Genomic DNA, 16901 nt, shown 5'->3' on the forward strand with positions numbered 1-16901 from the left:
GCCGATGCGCCTTCCGCAGCTGATCGTACTGGGCGTTCTGCTGGGACTGGGTGCAGGTTGGTGGCTGCGCCGCGACGCGAGTGAGCCGGTAGCCGCCTCGCTGCCGGCAGCGCCATCGACGTTGGCCGCCGCGCCGGTGACGGAACCAGTAGCGCCGCGCGCAACAACCCCACCCGCCGCCACCGCGCAGTCGGCCGCGCAGGCTGCGGATGCACCGTCCGGTCTGCTGCTGCCGCTGCAGGGCGTACTGCCCTCTCAGCTGCGCGACACCTTCACCGATGCGCGCAGCGAGGGCCGTGTGCACGATGCCATCGACATCATGGCCGATGCCGGTACCCCGGTACTCGCGGTGGCCGATGGCACGGTGGAAAAACTGTTCGACAGCGAGCGCGGCGGCTTGACGATCTACCAGTTCGAACCCAGCGGACGCTGGTGCTACTACTACGCGCATCTGCAGCGCTATGCCGATGGCCTGGCGGAAAAGCAGGTGATCAAACGCGGGGATGTGATCGGTTACGTCGGCAGCACCGGCAACGCCAGTGCCGACGCGCCGCATCTGCATTTCGAGGTGCATGTGCTGGGGCCGGAAAAACAGTGGTGGAAGGGAGAGTCCATCAATCCCTACCCCCTGCTGAAGTCGGCGGCGCTGATGCCCGGCGCTGCCAGCGCCGCAACACCAGAGTAAAGACAGCCAACGCAGCCCCTGGAATCAGCAGGAACAGCGCCGCCATCTTCCAGAAGAAGAACGGCCACAGCCAGATGTAGTCCAGGTCGGTCAGCTTCAGCAGGTCCAGCGGTGGCTGCAGCTCGATGTCTGCCGCGTGCCCGGCCAGGGCCGGGTCCACCTCCAGCACGGTTACCCGTAGCCATGAGCGGCCGCGTGGCAATGCGTCGCCGCGGCCGTAGCCAAAGTAGAACGCCGTGAGGCCGCTGGACTCAACCGAAGCCAGCGCGCGATTGATGCCCTGCCCGGCCACACCCGAACGCTCCCCTGCACGGAAGTCTCCCTGATCGGTCGGAGTTTCGATGCGCAGCAGCACCTCGGGGTCAGCCTCCGTACCGTCCGCGGCATAGCGCAGGCGCAACCGCAGTTGGTCATCGATGAGGCGGTAGACGGTGATCTGGGCGGTTGCGCCAGGACTCAGCACCAACGGCACCGTCTGCGTGCGCGAAGCCAGGGTATTGGCAGCCGCACCCAGCACCAGTACCAGGCAGGCGATGCCCCACAGGCTCCACAGCACCCACAGGGTGATCCGCACGACCGTCTCGCCCTTCACGCTGACATCCTGGTCATTGCGTCGCTTCCCGCTGGCCCTGGCGACACAGTAACGAAAAAGCCCCGCTTGCGCGGGGCTTTTCCTGTCACCTACGCCGGGCAGCGCCCGGCGCTACCTCAGGCGAACGGATCCTGCAGGACCATGGTGTGGTCGCGGTCCGGGCCGGTGGAGACGATGCTGATCGGGCAGCCGGCCAGCTCTTCCAGCGAACGCAGGTAGGCACGCGCGGCCGGCGGCAGCTCGTCCCAGTTGGTGATGCCGTGGGTGTTCTCGCTCCAGCCCGGGAACTCCAGGTACACCGGGGTGCAGTCTTCCCAGCCCTGCGCGTCCAGCGGCGCGTACTCGGTGCGCTTGCCGTTGTATTCGTAGGCGATGCAGACCTTCAGCTTTTCCATGCCATCCAGCACGTCCAGCTTGGTGATGCACAGGCCGCTGATGCCGTTGATGGCCACGGCGCGCTTCAGCGCAACGATGTCCATCCAGCCGCAACGACGCGGACGACCGGTCGAGGCACCGTACTCGGCGCCGCGGTCACGGATGCCCTGGCCGACTTCGTCGTCCAGCTCGGTCGGGAACGGGCCGCCGCCGACGCGGGTGGCGTAGGCCTTGGCGATACCCAGCACGTAGTCGATCGAATCGGCACCGACGCCGGAACCGGCCAGCGCACCACCGACGGTGGTGTTGGAGCTGGTGACGTACGGGTAGGTGCCGTGGTCGATGTCCAGCAGCGCACCCTGCGCACCTTCGAACAGCACGCGCTTACCCTGCTTGCGCAGGTCGTGCAGGATGCCGGCCACGTCGGACTTCATCGGCTGCACGTATTCGCCGAAGGCCAGCGCTTCGTCGAAGGTCTTCTGGAAATCGACCGCATCGGTGTTCAGATACTTGGTCAGCACGAAGTTGTGGTAATCCAGCGCGGTGCGCAGCAGTTCTTCCAGCTGCTTCGGGTAATGCAGGTCGGCGATGCGGATGCCGCGACGCGCCACCTTGTCTTCGTAGGCCGGGCCGATGCCACGGCCGGTGGTGCCGATCGCCTTGCCACCGGCTGCGCGCTCGCGCGCCTGGTCCAGGGCGATGTGGTACGGCATGATCAGCGGCGCGGCCGGGGAGATCTTCAGGCGCGAACGCACTTCCACGCCGGAGGCTTCCAGCTCGGCGATTTCCTTCTGCAGCGCGGCCGGCGAGATCACCACGCCGTTGCCGATCAGGCACAGCGCATCGTCACGCAGGATGCCCGACGGGATCAGGTGCAGGACGGTCTTCTTACCGTTGATGACCAGGGTGTGGCCGGCATTGTGGCCGCCCTGGAAGCGCACGACGGCGCCGATTTCCTCAGTGAGCAGATCGACGATCTTGCCCTTGCCTTCATCGCCCCACTGGGCACCCAACACTACGACAGACTGACCCATGACGGGCTCCTCGATTTGTTGCGGCCATCGGGGCCGCGGACGGGTAAACCGTGGCGGGGCTGGCCAGCACCTGGAGGGCGGCTCCAAACGGGGAGCGGCCGGCGATGGAAGGCCCAGACACGGAAAAAGCCGAACGGGGAGGCCCGTCCGGCTTTTGTGCATTATCCGGGTTTCCGGGGTCCGCTGCCACCTTTCCGACGGACGGCTTCACCGGCCGGTCAGGCGCCCCGCCCGGTCGTGCCGGCCGTTGGCCGGCAATGCCAACCAAGGTTCGCATCTACCAGAGCCGGACCACGCATGTGCCGGCCGGTCAGGCGCCTCCCGGTAGTGCCGGCCGCTGGCCGGCACTACCCTTTCAATGCCGCACCCACCACAGCAGGCTAAGGCCGGCCAACAGCACCAGTCCGCCGAAGCTGCGCAGGGCCGGGCTGGGCAGGTCCAGCAGGCGTTCGGCCATGCGCTTCCAGGCGAACGGGGCGGCGAACAGGAACAGGCCTTCCAGCACCGCCACCAGGCAGACGGCAGCGAACAGATCTTTCATGGGGGACTCCGGAAAAAGCACGGGGCCCGGCATCTGGCCGGGCCCCGTGGGGTACTGCCCTGCGACCTCAGCGGTCGTTCTTCAGGTACTGCAGGAACGGGTCGTTCTTGTCGAGCACGATCACGCCGTTGCCGTCGGTCATGGAGCCACGGTAGGCCTCCAGGCTGCGGTAGAACGCATAGAACGACGGGTCGGCCGAGCCGGCCTTGCCGTAGATGCGGGCCGCATCGGCATCGCCTTCACCACGCAGGCGCTGTGCATCACGCTCGGCTTCGGCGATCAGCACGGTGCTGTCACGGTCGGCCTGGGCGCGGATGGTCAGCGACTGCTCCTCGCCCTCCGCGCGCAGCTTCGCTGCTTCCTGCTTGCGCTGGGCGCGCATGCGCTCGTACACGTCGTTGATCACCTGGCTGTCGGTCGGCAGGTCCACCTGCTTGATGCGCAGGTCGATCATCTGCATGCCCAGCCCGGCCACGGCTTCGTTGATCCCCTTCAGCTGCTCGGCGATCAGCTCGCTGCGGTCGCCGGACACCAGCTGCTGCAGGGTGCGCGAGTTGATCTGGTTGCGCAGCGAGTCGGTGATGATCGGTGCCAGGCGGGCATTGGCGATGCGCGGATCGCCGCCGGTGGCACGGAAGTAGTCACCCACGTTGGAGATGTAGCCGATGGCGAAGAAGTCGACGCTGACGTCCTTCTGCTCGGCGGTGAAGTAACGCGCCGGCGCGGTGTCGAGCACCTGGAAGCGGCGGTCGAAGACCTTCACCGTTTCCACCACCGGCACCTTGAAGTGCAGGCCCGGCTTGATGTCCGAACGCACCACCTTGCCCAGGTTCAGCACCATGGCGGTCTGGTCCTCACGGACCACGTACACCGAGCCGAGCAGGCCCAGCACCACCGCCACGATCACGGCGATCCAGATAGGACTCTTCATCGGCTGCCCTCCTCACGGCCGCTCGGTCGCCCGGTCGGGCGGCCCACCGGCCGGCCCGGATCACGGGAAGCTTCCACCGCTGCACCCGGCAGCGACGGCATCACCACATCCGGGTTCGCCACTGCGGCCGGGGCCGAGGTGGTGGGACGGGTGTCGCCGGTCATCGGCACGTAGATCAGCTGGCGGCCATCGCCACCGATCACCTTGCGGTTCTCGCTCAGCACCTGCTGCACGGTCTCCAGCCACAGGCGCTTGCGGGTCACTTCCGGGGCGTCCTTGTACTGGGCCTGCAACAGGCTGAAGCGCTGCGCGTCACCCTCGGCCTTGGAGACCACGGCCTGCTTGTAGCCTTCGGCGGTGGTACGGGCGCGCGAGGCCTGGCCTCGGGCTTCCGGCACGACCTTGGCGGCGTAGGCCTGGGCTTCGTTGATCAGGCGTTCCTTGACCTGCTGGGCACCGTTGACCTCGTCGAAGGCCGGCTTCACTTCTTCCGGCGGACGGGCGTCCTGCAGGGTCAGGCCGGTCACGGTCAGGCCGGTCTTGAACGCCTTCAGCAGCGCCTGCAAGCGCTCCTCGGCAGCCACGGCCAGCGGGCCACGGTTGTTCAGCACGGCGTTGAGGTCGGCACGGCCGACTTCCTCGCGCACCGCGCTCTGCGCCGACTGCTCCAGCACCTGGTTGGCATCGACCGTGCCGAACAGGTACTGCTGCGGGTCGTCGATGCGGTACTGGACGTTCAGCGAGACGTTGACGATGTTCTCGTCGCGGGTCAGCACCGGCACCTGGATCGAGAAGGTCTTGATCTCGGTGGCGTTGACCTTGGTGACCGATTCGATCGGCCACGGCAGCTTGAAGTTCGGGCCGGGCTGCAGGATGCGCGAGAACTGGCCGAAGCGCAGCACCACGCCACGCTGCTGTTCGCCGATCAGCTGGAAGCTGGAGAACAGCACCAGCAGCACCACGGCTGCCACCACCCAACGCATGATGCCGCCGTCGAACAGGTCCTTCAGCGGCCCGGGCAGTCCGCCCCAGCCACCACCATTGCCACCGCCGCGCGACCCGAACGGCCCGCGTCGATTGTCCTCGGGGCCTTGTCCGCCCTTGTTGCCGCCGGGTGTATTCCAGGCCATGCACGCTCCATCAAGATGTGGGCTGCGGCGCGGGCCCTTCCCGCGGCGCCAGCCGTGAAACCATTACCGATCATACAAGATGGGGCGGATCGGCAGGATCGAAAGGGGGGCGACGGGGTAAGGTGGCGTTTTCCTCGAAGTCAGGCAACGCCGATGGCCCCCACCACCCCGTTCACCGCCTTCCGCATCGAAAACGACGACGCCGGCTACCGCAGCGGCCTGGCCCAGCTCAGGGTGGACGACCTCAACCCGGGACAGGTGCTGATCCGCGCCCACTGGTCCTCGGTCAACTACAAGGACGCCCTGGCCGGCACCGGCAAGGGGAAGATCCTGCGCCGCTTCCCGCTGGTGGGCGGCATCGACGTGGCCGGCATCGTGGTCGCCAGCACCGACCCGGACTGGCGTGAAGGCGATGCCGTGCTGGCCACCGGCTGCGGCCTCAGCGAGACCCGTGACGGCGGTTACAGCCAGTATGTGCGGCTGGAGTCGCGTGCGGTGATTGCCCAGCCGACCGGGCTGAGCCCGCGCGAGGCGATGGTGCTGGGCACCGCCGGCTTCACGGCGGCGCTGGCCCTGCTGCGCATGCAGGACAACCGGCAGACCCCGGATCTCGGCCCGCTGGCGGTCACCGGCGCCAGTGGTGGCGTCGGTGCGCTGGCGCTGTCGATCTTCAGCCGTGCCGGCTACACCGTGCACGCGGTCAGTGGCAAGCCGGAGCAGACCGACTTCCTGCGCGCCATCGGCGCCACCGAGGTGCTGCCGCGCAAGGCACTGAGCGACACCGGCCCGCTGCAGTCGGCGCGCTTCGGCGGGGGCCTCGACAATGCCGGCGGCGCCATGCTCGCCAGCCTGCTGGCGCAGACCGTGCCCTACGGCAGCGTGGTCAGCGCCGGCCTGGCGGCCAGCCCGACGCTGGACATGACGGTGATGCCCTTCATCCTGCGCGGTGTGTCGCTGCTCGGAGTGTCTTCGGCCAATGCACCGCGCCCGCTGCGCGAAGAGGTGTGGTCGCGCCTGGGCACTGAGTGGAAGCCGCAGCACCTGGACCGCATCTGCACCGCCGAGGTCGGCCTTGATGGCCTGCCGGCAGTGTTCGAGCGGATGCTGGGCGGTGGCTCGCTGGGCCGCACGGTAGTGCGGATCGACTGAACGTCGCAGGCAGGCGACGGACGGCAGATGCCCCCCTCCCGCCGGTAATGAGCCCGCACTACACTGCGGGCATTACATGGGGAACAACATGGCACGCATTCTGATCGTCGACGACTCACCGTCGCAGCTGTTGGGGATACAGCGCATCGTCGAGAAGCTCGGGCACCAGATCCTGACCGCCACCGATGGCGCCGCCGGGGTCGAAACCGCCAAGGCCGAGCTGCCCGACCTGGTCCTGATGGACGTGGTGATGCCCAACCTCAACGGCTTCCAGGCCACCCGTACCCTCGCCCGCGACGAGGCGACCCGGCATATCCCGGTGATCCTGGTGACCACCAAGGACCAGGACACCGACCGCATGTGGGGCATGCGCCAGGGCGCCAAGGCCTACATCACCAAGCCGTTCTCGGAAGACGAGCTGTCCGAGGTGCTGGAGCGCGTGTTCGCCGGGCAGGGCTGAGACGGCGCCTGGTAGTGCCGGCCGCTGGCCGGCAACCACGTATCACCGTCCCGGGTCATGAAATTGCCGGCCAGCGGCCGGCACTACCGGAAGGCGTGCGGACCAAGGTCCGCACCCACCAGAATCGGCCTCAGATTGACTCGCCGAACGCCTTGGCCAGGTTCCGGTACGCCTTCTTCTGCGCCTCGTCGGTCGCAGCCGGAGCCACGATCTCGATTTCGACGATCTGGTCGCCGTCCGGGCTGCCCGGCAGGCCACGGCCACGCAGGCGCAGCTTGCGACCTGCATCGGAATCGGCGGGAATCTTCAGCTCCACCGTGCCGCCCAGCGTCGGGACGCTCAGGCTGGTGCCCAGCGCGGCCTGCCACGGCGTGACCGGCAACGTATAGAGGATGTTGCGGCCATCGACCTCGAACTGCGGGTGGGCGGCGTACTCGACTTCCAGCAGCAGGTTGCCGCCATGGTTGCCCTGCCCGGCCAGGCGGATCACCTGGCCCGGACGGATGCCTTTGGGCACGCGCACGTCCAGCTGCTTGCCGTTGACGGTGATGCGCAGGCTGTCGCCGCTGTAGGCCGCTTCCAGCGGTACCGACAGCTTGGCGCGGGTGTCGCGGTTGGGCGCGTGGCCCTGGCTGCTGAAGCCCGGGCCCGGACCGCCACCGCCACCGCCACGCTGGCGCGCGAACAGGCTTTCGAAGAAGTCGCTGAAGCCGCCGTTGGGGCCACCACCGCCGAACACTTCCTCGAAATTGAAACCACCGGCGCCGCCGTAGTTCGGCGGCACGTTGAACTCCTCGCCCGGGCGATAGCCCTGCGCGCGCAGCTGGTCGTAGGCCGCGCGCTTTTCCGGATCGCGCAGCGCCTCGTAGGCCTCGTTGACCGCCTTGAACTTGTCTTCCGCCCCGGCCTCCTTGCTGACGTCCGGGTGGTACTTGCGTGCCAGCCGGCGGTAGGCGGTCTTGATCTCCGCCTCGCCCGCGCTCGGTTCCACCCCCAGGGTGGCGTAGTAATCCTTGAATTCCATCCAGCTACCTCGATCTGCTTCGGCCGCGCCGGTGGCGCCGCCCCGGGTTCATTCTACGCGCCGGCGATGCTACGCCGCCCCTCGTGCGGCCCCGGTGAGGCCGACTGATCCTGCGCAATGCGGCTGCCATCCCGATACCCCAGGCTGTGGCTGGAAGCCCCCGCCGCAAAGCCTGAAGATGGGGCCTGCACACGGGTTTTCCAATGTCTTGACGCCCCTGTCCCATCCGGCCCACTAGCCTGCCCCAGCAAGGAGTTCCCCATGACCATCCATGTCGGCGACCGCATTCCGGAAGTGACCCTCAAGCGCATCCGCGAGGGCATCGAAACGCTCGATACGCATTCGCTGTTCGACGCGCGCAAAGTGGTTCTGTTCGCCGTGCCCGGCGCGTTCACCCCGACCTGCTCGGCGCGCCACCTGCCCGGCTACGTCGAGAAGTTCCAGGCGTTCCGCCAGCGCGGCATCGATGTCTACTGCATGGCCGTCAACGACCCGTTCGTGATGAAGGCCTGGGCTGCCGACCAGAGCGTGCCCGACGGCCTGCTGATGCTGTCCGACGGCAATGCCGAACTGACCCGCGCGCTCGGCCTGGAGCTCGACGCCAGCGCCTCGGGCATGGGCATCCGCTCACGCCGGTTCGCCCTGTACGTGGTGGATGGCGTGGTGCGTGCGGCCTGGATCGAGCAGCCGGGCCAGTTCGAGGTGTCTTCCGCCGAGTACGTGCTGGAGCACCTGCCTACCTGATTCCCCACCGCAAGAGGAAACGGCCAGCCATGTCCAGCAAGCCAGCCAAAGCCGCAAAGCCCGCCGCCAGGGTTCCCGGCATCAGCGACCGCAAGACCCTGCGCGAACGCGCCCGGCGCAACATCGAAGACGGTGCGATCACCGACAGCTACAGCGCCGACCGCAAGGTGGTGATCAAGCTGCTCAACGATGCACTGGCCACCGAGTACGTATGCGTGCTGCGCTACTACCGGCATTACTTCATGGCCAAGGGCATGCTGGCCGACGCGGTCAAGGCCGAGTTCCTCGAGCATGCACAGCAGGAACAGGCGCACGCCGGCAAGCTGGCCGAGCGCATCGTCCAGCTTGGCGGCGAGCCCGACCTCAACCCGGATACGCTGACCGCACGCTCGCATGCCGAATACAAGGAAGGCAGCGACCTGCGCGACATGGTCCGCGAGAACCTGGTGGCCGAACGGATTGCCATCGACAGCTACCGCGAGATGATCAACTTCATCGGCGACCGCGACACCACCACCAAGCGCATCCTCGAAGAGATCCTGGCGCAGGAAGAGGAACACGCCGACGAGTTTGCCGACCTGCTGGATGGGTGGATCGGGGAATGAGCTGGTAGATGCCCACCTTGGTGGGCGCCTTTGCCGCGTGCCAACCAAGGTTGGCACCTACCAGAGCACGGCGGTGTCGTTGGCGTTGGGCCGCGCGCCGACCAAGGTTGGCATCTAGCGGAGGACGTTGAACCGCACCTGCGTCCACGCGCCGTCGGCCGCCAGCGCGGTCAGGGTGTGTGCGCCCGGTTCGGCGAATTCGCGCTGCATCAGCTGCGCGCCGTGGGTCTGCGCGATCCAGCGTCCATCCAGCAACCAGTCCACTGCCTGCTCGCTGCCCAGCGCGCGCAGCTGCAGGCGTACGCCATGTTCCGAATTCGGCGCGCGCGCCAGCGTGGCGCCATCATTGAGTCCGTCCACGTGCAGCGCGACGCTGGCCTCCCGCCCGTCGTCGCGGCAGTCCGGCGACAGCGCCGGCAGCTGCGAGGCCTCGCGCGTGGCCTTGGGTAGCCATGGGGACAACAACGCCGGCCAGCGCGCGATCTCCCGCGCGACTTCCTCATGCGGCAAACGGCAATCCGCGGATACACGCAGTCCGGTCCGCGCGTCGGCCAGGTAACGCTGCCGCCCCGGCTGCCAGCGCCGCGCCTCGCGCTCGGGGAAGGTCGGCGGCGCCGCACCGTCCAGCAGATAGGCCGACATCCGACGTTGGCACAGCGCCGCCGGCAGGCCCTCGGCGCGTTCGCCGGTGGGCCAGCAGATGTCTTCCTGGCTGACACTGGCCGGCATCGGTGCGGCCGCCGAATCGCCGCGCTGGCGCGGCAGGCTGTCCACCACCTCGAACATCAGCGGCAGTGCGGTGACCGCGCCATACTGGCCCGGCAACGGCGTGCCGTCCGGCCGACCCACCCACACGCCCACGGTGTAGTGGCGGGTACTGCCGATCGCCCACGCATCGCGATAGCCATAGCTGGTGCCGGTCTTCCACGCCACGCGCGGGCGGCCACCGACATCGAAGGTGCCGACGCTGTAGCCCGGACGCGGGTTCGATTCCAGCATCTCGCGCACGATCCAGCTGGCGCCCGGCGAGGCCAGGCGCCGCTCGATCATCGGCTCGTCATCGGTGTAGCGCACGCGGCCGGCGATGCCGTTGCGGTTGAGCGCGGCGAACGCACCGACCAGATCTTCCAGCCGCGCACCGGTGCCACCCAGGATCAGCGACAGGTTGGGCGTGCTGCCCGGTGGGAAGCGCAGCTGGATGCCGGCGTGCGACAGGCGCGCGGCGAAGCGCGCGGCCCCGACCCGCTGCAGCAGGTCCACCGAGGGCACATTGAGCGACAGCCGCAATGCGCTGGAAGCACCAATCGGCCCATTGAAGGCCATGTCGAAGTTGCCGGGGCGGTAGCTGCCGAAACTCTGCGGCGCATCGACCAGCAGGCTTTCCGAATGGATCAGGCCATCATCCAGCGCCATTGCATACAGGAACGGCTTGAGCGTGGAGCCCGGCGAACGCCAGGCCTGCACCATGTCCACGTGGCCCAGCCGCTGGCGGTCACCGAACGCCAAGGTGCCGACATAGGCACGCGCCTGCAGGGTCTGGTTGTCGACCACCAGCAAGGCGGCCGAGGTGCGCTCGGGCAGCGTCGAGAAATAGCTGGCCACGCGTTCTTCCAGCGTGCGTTGCAGGCCGATGTCGATGCTGCTCTGGATGCGTGCCTGGCCGGGGTACGCCGAGTGAAGTCGTTGCGCCAGCAGTGCGGCATGCAGTGGAGGCCGCAACGAGCGCGCCACCACGTTCTCGATGCGCGCGTCCTCCACCTCTTCCGGTGTCCACGCGCCCAGTTCGGCCATGCGTGACAGCACCTTGTCGCGTGCCTTCTGCGCGGCTTCCGGATGGCGGTCCGGGCGCAGCCGGCTCGGCGCCTGTGGCAGCACCGCCAGCAACGCGGCTTCGGCATGCGACAGCTGCGCCGCCGGCTTGCCCAGATAGGCCCAGCTGGCCGCTTCCACGCCCTCGATGGTTCCCCCGTAAGGCGCGCGCTCCAGGTACAGGGCCAGGATCTGCCGCTTGCTCAGGTGCACTTCCAGCTGCACCGCGCGCAGCATCTGCTTGAGCTTGCCCCACGGCGTGCGCGTGTGCGGGTCGAGGATGCGGGCGACCTGCATGGTCAGGGTCGAGCCACCGGAAACAATGCGGCCACCGCGCAGCAGCTGGCCGCTGGCACGCAGGATCGCCAGCGGGTTGATGCCCGGATGGCGCCAGAACCAGCGGTCCTCGTAGGTCAGCAGCGCCTGCAGATACAGCGGCGAGACGCTGTCGATCGATGCCGGATAGCGCCACACGCCCTCGGCATCGGCAAACGCGCGCAATGGCGTGCCGTCGGCAGCCACCACCAGGGTGCTGGTATCGCGCTGCTTCGGCAGCGGCGGCGGGAAGACGACATCCAGCACCAGCAGCAGCGCCAGCGTGGCGGCCGTGCCCCAGCGCAGCCACGGCCACAGCGGCCGCAGCCAGCGGCGCAGGGCCGCCAGCCGGGTCGTCATCGTGTTCTTCATTGCAGCGTGCCGGATTGGAGCTTGCCAGCGGGACGGGCCGCGCCGTCGCGGCCCGTCCGCGCGGTCACGGCTGCACCACCGTGATCGTGGTCGGGTTGCTGCGGCCGACGCCACGCAGCTGCGGCCGGTACATGTCCTCCACCAGCGGCGGCGGCACCGAGTAGGTTCCCGGCGTCACCGCACGCACCAGGTAGAACACGTTGGCCTTGCTGCCACGCGAGAGCTTCAGCGCGGCCACATAGCGATCGTCGCGGAACTCCTCATGCTTGGTATCGGCAGCTTCGCCGCGGTCGCTGATGGTGATGCCATCGACCACCACGTCGGCCCACTGCTTGGCGTCGCCCAGGTTGAAGTTCTCGATCTCCAGGCCGGCCGGCAGCAGGTCGGTCAGCAGTGCGTCCGGCATCGTAGTGTCGCCGGTGACGGTGACGCGCACGATCAGCGCTTCGCCTTCCTTCAGCGGGCGCGGCGACCACGGCTTGCCATCGGTGCCGTAGTAGCTGCGCTCAACGCCCAGCACGCTGTTGTCCGGTGCCGGTGCGCTGCGCGGAATACCGGCCACGTCGATGCTGGCGAACATCGGCGGCTGGCCCTGCGGGGTGAAGCGTACGCCGCTGGCCAGTTCGCTGGCGCTGAAGGTGCGGCCGAACAGCTTGCGCTCGCCGATGGCTTCGGTGTTGCCTCCAATCACCAGCTCACCGGCCACCAGCGCCTTCTGGTTGGCGGCGAGCGCCTTGCCGAGGCGGGCAATCGCCACCTGTTCCTGCGTGCTCAGCCACATCCAGCCGGCATTGCGGCGCGCATCCAGGCCACGGCCGAGATCCACCGCACGCGCATCCCAGGCCGGCTTGGCCAGCTTGTTTTCGTGGGTCAGCGCGATCATCAGCGCGTCATCACGGATGGCGCTGCCGTAGTCGCCGAAATAGGACGGGCGTTCGCTGCTGGACTTGGCGAAGGCCGCGGCCAGCGCGGCCTGGCCACGCTTGGCATCGCCCTGCAGCGAGAGCGCCACGCCCAGATGGACCAGCGACAGGCCACCGACCGCCTTGCTGCGCTCGTTGTCGTACAGCGTGCGCAGGGTACCCAGCGGCGCACGGTTGACCCGGGCCAGCACGTAGCCCGAATACGCCTGGTTGGCGAACTTCAGCTTCTCGCGGTCGTCCTGGCCGTAGAACTGGTTGCCACCGGACAGCAGGTCCTCGCTGAGCCGGTTCAGTGCCTTCTGCAGCACGTTGTCCGGCACCGCGAAACCGGCGTCCTTGGCATCGAGCAGGAACTCGGTGATGTACGGGGTCAGCCACGGGTTCACGTAGCCGTCGTCACCCCACATCGAGAAGTTGCCGTTGGCCACCTGCATCGACGCCAGGCGACCGAACGCGCCTTCCATGCGCTCGCGACGGGTCTTGGCATCCAGGCCGTCGGCACCGAGCATCGACGACGTCGCCTGGTCCAGGATCAGCGCGGCGTAGCCCTTGCTGGTGGTCTGCTCGGCACAGCCGTACGGGTAGTTCAGCGCGCCCTGCAGCGCACTGGCGAACGGGATCGGCGGCAGCGGGCTGACCAGCAGGCGGGCATTCACCGACTCGGACATCAGGCCATCGGTCAGGCTGTTGTCGAGACTGACCGCAGCCAGCGGATCAAGCGTGCGCACCTGCGAACGCAGCACCTGCGGCCACGCCGCACGCACTGGCAGGTCGTAGCGGCGATCGGCCTTGAAGCCGTTGCCGTCCACCCGCACCCGCACCTTGGCCACGCTGTGGCCTTCGCGTGCCGACAAGGGGAAGCTCAGCGTGGTCTTGGCATCGGCATTCAACTGCACGCTGCGGCTGCCCTCGCCCAGGTTCAACGGGCCTTCGCTCTCCACCTTCACGTTGAACTGGCCCGGCTTGCCGGTGAAGTTCTGCACGTCCAGGGTCACGGTGCTGCGGTCGCCCGGGGCCAGCACGCGTGGCATGCTGGCTTCGGCCAGGATCGGCGCGCGCACCACGGTTTCCACATCGCGCTTGCCATACTGGTCATCGCTGTAGACCAGCGCCGACACGCGCAGGGTGCCGTTGAAGTCCGGCACCTTCAGGCGGATGCGGGCATTGCCCTTGGCATCGAGCTGCACCGGGCCGGAGAACAGGTCCACGGTCTGCACGCGTGCCGTCGGGCGCTTGGCCTGCGGCAATGCCTGCAGCGCCATGTCACCACCGAACTTCAGCTTGCCGCTGCCACCATCGAAGCTCTCGATCACCCGGCTGTAGATGTCATAGGCATCGATGCCGAGGCGACGCTGGGCGAAGAAGTGCGCACCGGCGTCGGGCACCGGGAAACGGGTGATGTTGAGGATGCCCACGTCCACCGCCGAGACGGTCACGTGCGCGGTCTTGCCGGCCAGCTGCGGCGCACTGACCGTCACCGGCAGGTCCTGTTCCGGCCGCATCTGCTTGGGCGCGACCAGGCCGACGGCCACGGTGCGGCCCTTGCGGTCCATCGGCACATGCACCACGCCCACGGCGCGGGCCGGGGTGATCCTGCTCGGTGCACTGCCGCCACGGAACACCAGCGCGGTGATGTAGACGTCGTGGCGCTCCCAGTCGGCGGTGACCGGAATCTTGAAGGTCGAACCCGGCTTGGCCTCGATGTCCTGCACGTACAGCATGCGGTCGGTCTCGACCATCAGGATGCCCTTGCCGGCGTGCGGCGGGGTCACCGTCACCTCCAGGGTGTCACCGACCTTGTAGCCGGTCTTGTCCAAGCCCAGCTTGACCTTGTCCGGGCGCGCGTCCAGGCCACGGTTGTCATCGCCCCAGCTCCAGCCGGCGCGGAACGGGTAGCGGCTGGTCAGGCCGGTGGACGGATCGAACACGTCCACCCGGTACTCACCCCACTCCACCGGGAAATCGAAGGCGACCGCGCTGCTGCCGGCATCGACGGTGCGGGTTTCCTTGTTCTCGAAACGGCGGGTGAAATCGTAATCCCAGCGATTGTCGTTGAAGGTCCAGTGGTAGTCGCGCAGTTCGCGCACCAGGGTGATCTTCAGGCCCTTGGCTGGCTGCGGTGTGCCGGCGGCATCCACGCGCATCAGTTCGAAGCGTGCGTTGCCGTTGGAATCAGCGCCATCGTCGGGGTTGAACAGCGGCCGCACGCCGACCAGCGCGTTGGCCGGCCACATCACCCGCTTCAGGGTACGGGTGACCGTGCGGCCACCGGTTTCATACAGGCTGCCGGACAGCACCACGGCGATCGGTGCCTTGGCCTTGGCCGCCTCTTCCGGCAACGCCACGTCCTCACGCAGCTGGCCATTGCCCGGCAGCGTGGTATCGATCACGTCCTTGGCCTCGCGCGGCAGCTGCAGGGTCGGGTCACCGAAGAAATAGCCCGGCAGACCGTCCACCGGCTTCTGCTCGGCGGCCACCGCCATGCGCGCGGTGAAGCGGTTGCCATCGGCCGGCGCGCCATACAGATAGGCGCCATTGGCCTGCAGGCGCAGGTCCTCACCCGGCTTCAGCGTCTTCTGCGCGCTGTCCAGGTCCAGCTTCATGCGCTCGGGCAGGAACTCCTCGATGCGCAGGGTCATGCCCTGGATCGCTTCCTTGCTGGCCGGGTCGGTGCGGAACTCGACCTGCCAACGCCCGGTCGGCGCCTCGGCGGGGATGACCTGCTCGAAATTGATGTAGCCCTGGTCACCCGGCTGCAGCCGGGTCTCGCGGAAGGTCTTGCCATCGGGCTGCTTCAGGCGCAGGAACACCGGCTGGGCCTTGACCGGCTTGCCGTCGTTGTCGCGCAGCAGCGCGGACAGGCGCACGGTCTCGCCCGGCCGGTACAGGTCGCGCCCGGACCAGGCATAGACGTCGAACCAGGCATTGTCACGGCCGGCCACGGCGAATTCGCTCAGGTCCAGCGCCGGCTGGTTGAACGGCAGGAAGCTGGTGTCCTTGCCACTGCTGGCGACCAGCACGTGGGTGGCGTCCAGGGTGTAGTTCAGCAGTGCGTTGCCATTGCCGTCGGTGCTGCCCTTCAGTACCACCTCGCCCTTGGCGTCGAGCACGCGCAGGTCGATGCCCTTCAGCGGCGCACCGTCCTTGAGGCCGGCGGTGTGCACGAACAGCTTGTCCTTGTAGGCGCGGGTATGCAGGCCGATGTCGCTGACCGAGAAGAACGCGGTATCGAACTCGCCTTCGTAGTCACCGGTGCGCTTGAGCAGGGCGAAGTACAGGCCCGGCTCCTGCAGTTCCTTGATGTCCTGGGTCGGCAGGTAGGTCAGCACCCGCTCGTTCTTCTTGCCGCCAAGGATGAAGCGGTTGACGTAGACCGGCTCGGCCAGCTTGTTGATCGGGCTGCGTTCGTAGTCGCTGCTCAGTTCCCAGCTGCCACGGCGGCCGCCGCGCTGGTACTGGCTGAAGAAGGTCGGCAGGTCCTTCTCGCGCACGCGCAGGAATTCGACGTCGACTTCCGGCACGTTCACCGAGACCACGGGCAGGCCGCGGCTGTCCTTGGCCGGCAGCACGCTGCCCTGCGACGCGAAACCCACCACCGGCTTCAGTTCGCCACTGAACACCTTCTGCTTCAGTTCCTTGCCCAGGCGGCTGCCATCGGCGGCCAGCAGGTCCGGCGAGACCACCAGGCTGAACTCCTTGCCGGCCTCTACGAACGGGTAACGCAGGGTCAGGCCGTCATCGGACAGCGTCCAGCTGCTGTCGTCGGTGCCGACCTTCTCCTCGAAGCGCACCAGTTTGTCGAAATCCTGGGTGCCGACCAGCGGGCGCGAGAACTCCAGCGCCAGCGACAGGCCGTCATTCTTCTGGTCCGGGTAGGCGCGCAGCAGGGTGAACTCCTTCACCTGCTCGGCCTTGGTGGTGATGGCTTCACCACTGGCCTTGGGCAGCTGCCCGCTGTCGTTGCGGCAGCCGGCCAGGCCCAGCAACAGGCCTCCTGCCAGTATCGCCGCCGCCCATCCCCACCGCTTCCGCCGTGCCGGACCGCTCATGTCGTCACTCCTTGATCGAGGCGGCCATTATAGGCAGGCCGCGTCAAGGTGTTGACGCGAATCCGGCAATTACCCGGGACGGGTAGTGCCGGCCGCTGGCCGGAAGGACCGGTAGCCGCCAACCTTGGTTGGCGATAGCCGTGGCAACCAGGGTTGGCACCTA

General features: G+C 67.8%; 13 protein-coding genes. 5 read left to right on the plus strand and 8 right to left on the minus strand.

Annotated features, from left to right (window positions below):
* Nucleotides 1-4 precede the first annotated feature (4 nt).
* The gene (locus tag ACUZUJ_RS16605) at nt 5-685 is read left to right on the plus strand and encodes a M23 family metallopeptidase (protein ID WP_119006620.1); all 681 of its coding nucleotides are present in this window, start codon (nt 5-7) and stop codon (nt 683-685) included.
* Here the strand turns inward: ACUZUJ_RS16605 and ACUZUJ_RS16610 are convergent.
* The 5 genes from ACUZUJ_RS16610 to hflK all read right to left on the minus strand — a co-directional run bounded on the left by ACUZUJ_RS16610 (nt 615) and on the right by hflK (nt 5288).
* On the minus strand, nt 615-1277 hold the full coding sequence (locus tag ACUZUJ_RS16610) for a hypothetical protein (RefSeq protein ID WP_049443026.1): 663 nt from the start codon (nt 1275-1277) through the stop codon (nt 615-617). The two genes, ACUZUJ_RS16605 and ACUZUJ_RS16610, sit on opposite strands and share 71 nt — an antisense overlap.
* A 116-nt stretch (nt 1278-1393) precedes the next feature.
* Nucleotides 1394-2686 carry an adenylosuccinate synthase gene (locus tag ACUZUJ_RS16615; RefSeq protein WP_006463282.1) on the minus strand — a complete coding sequence of 431 codons (1293 nt, stop codon included), beginning with the start codon at nt 2684-2686 and terminating at the stop codon, nt 1394-1396.
* 355 nt (nt 2687-3041) lie between these two features.
* A complete protein-coding gene (locus tag ACUZUJ_RS16620; protein ID WP_049443025.1) occupies nt 3042-3227 on the minus strand; it encodes a DUF2065 domain-containing protein in 186 nt (61 codons plus the stop codon).
* 67 nt (nt 3228-3294) lie between these two features.
* Nucleotides 3295-4158, minus strand: a complete 864-nt coding sequence (hflC, locus tag ACUZUJ_RS16625) for a protease modulator HflC (protein WP_010482785.1) — start codon at nt 4156-4158, stop codon at nt 3295-3297.
* On the minus strand, nt 4155-5288 hold the full coding sequence (gene hflK / locus ACUZUJ_RS16630; protein WP_032127819.1) for an FtsH protease activity modulator HflK: 1134 nt from the start codon (nt 5286-5288) through the stop codon (nt 4155-4157). The genes hflC and hflK overlap by 4 nt, the downstream gene beginning before the upstream one ends.
* A gap of 153 nt (nt 5289-5441) precedes the next feature.
* On the opposite strand from hflK, the gene ACUZUJ_RS16635 reads away from it, so the two are divergent.
* Nucleotides 5442-6437, plus strand: coding sequence for a YhdH/YhfP family quinone oxidoreductase (locus ACUZUJ_RS16635; RefSeq protein WP_119006622.1), 996 nt, complete (start codon nt 5442-5444; stop codon nt 6435-6437).
* A gap of 88 nt (nt 6438-6525) precedes the next feature.
* Nucleotides 6526-6897, plus strand: coding sequence for a twitching motility response regulator PilH (gene pilH / locus ACUZUJ_RS16640; protein WP_005410644.1), 372 nt, complete (start codon nt 6526-6528; stop codon nt 6895-6897).
* Nucleotides 6898-7027: 130 nt separating this feature from the next.
* Here the strand turns inward: pilH and ACUZUJ_RS16645 are convergent, their stop codons facing one another.
* Nucleotides 7028-7921 carry a DnaJ C-terminal domain-containing protein gene (locus tag ACUZUJ_RS16645; RefSeq protein ID WP_049443022.1) on the minus strand — a complete coding sequence of 298 codons (894 nt, stop codon included), beginning with the start codon at nt 7919-7921 and terminating at the stop codon, nt 7028-7030.
* A gap of 261 nt (nt 7922-8182) precedes the next feature.
* Between ACUZUJ_RS16645 and ACUZUJ_RS16650 the strand changes: the two genes are divergently transcribed.
* Together ACUZUJ_RS16650 and ACUZUJ_RS16655 are read left to right on the plus strand one after the other, a co-directional pair.
* Nucleotides 8183-8665 carry a peroxiredoxin gene (locus tag ACUZUJ_RS16650; RefSeq protein ID WP_032127816.1) on the plus strand — a complete coding sequence of 161 codons (483 nt, stop codon included), beginning with the start codon at nt 8183-8185 and terminating at the stop codon, nt 8663-8665.
* 29 nt (nt 8666-8694) lie between these two features.
* Nucleotides 8695-9270: a ferritin-like domain-containing protein gene (locus ACUZUJ_RS16655; RefSeq protein ID WP_049443020.1), complete on the plus strand. Its 576-nt coding sequence runs from the start codon at nt 8695-8697 to the stop codon at nt 9268-9270.
* A gap of 114 nt (nt 9271-9384) precedes the next feature.
* On the opposite strand, the gene pbpC is transcribed toward ACUZUJ_RS16655, so the two are convergent.
* Together pbpC and ACUZUJ_RS16665 are read right to left on the minus strand one after the other, a co-directional pair.
* The gene (pbpC, locus tag ACUZUJ_RS16660; RefSeq protein ID WP_049443019.1) at nt 9385-11766 is read right to left on the minus strand and encodes a penicillin-binding protein 1C; all 2382 of its coding nucleotides are present in this window, start codon (nt 11764-11766) and stop codon (nt 9385-9387) included.
* Nucleotides 11767-11830: 64 nt separating this feature from the next.
* Nucleotides 11831-16738, minus strand: a complete 4908-nt coding sequence (locus tag ACUZUJ_RS16665; protein ID WP_049443018.1) for an alpha-2-macroglobulin family protein — start codon at nt 16736-16738, stop codon at nt 11831-11833.
* Between the last annotated feature and the right edge of the window lie 163 nt (nt 16739-16901).

Source organism: Stenotrophomonas sp. S4 (assembly GCF_054187805.2).